1 pseudogene is annotated in these 370 nt (G+C 40.3%); it reads right to left on the bottom strand.

Features of this window, described 5'->3' with window-relative positions:
- Nucleotides 1-370 (bottom strand): annotated as a pseudogene (locus tag ACTG7Q_RS10895) (hypothetical protein); the annotation flags it as partial.

Consider the following 370-nt stretch of genomic DNA (forward strand, 5'->3'; position numbering starts at 1 on the left):
TCTTTCGCTGTGCCGTTTTCTTTTAAGTTCCAACCCGCATTTAATACATCGTTTACCGTCGCAGCGCTTGATAACTGTGTATCAGTTAAATCAGTCGGTGCGGTTTTGTTTACTGTGTTGTCATCACCTACTGTGCTGTTAGTTACAGGCAATGTGCTGTTTAAACCACTGATTGTGTTGTTTGCAATCGTGATTGGTTTCGCATTTTCATCATCTGGATTGACAACAGTAATCGTACTGACATTGATGTCTTTAGCTAAACCATAAGTAATGGTTGGGTTTGTACTCTCCTCATTTTCCATTTTCACCACAAGGTTTTTACCTGCAGCATAAGTTACGTTATCGCCCGCTGAGATTTGACTTGATTTGT

This window comes from Lonepinella sp. BR2474 (genome assembly GCF_051851555.1).
In the GTDB taxonomy this organism is placed as follows: Bacteria; Pseudomonadota; Gammaproteobacteria; order Enterobacterales; family Pasteurellaceae; genus Lonepinella.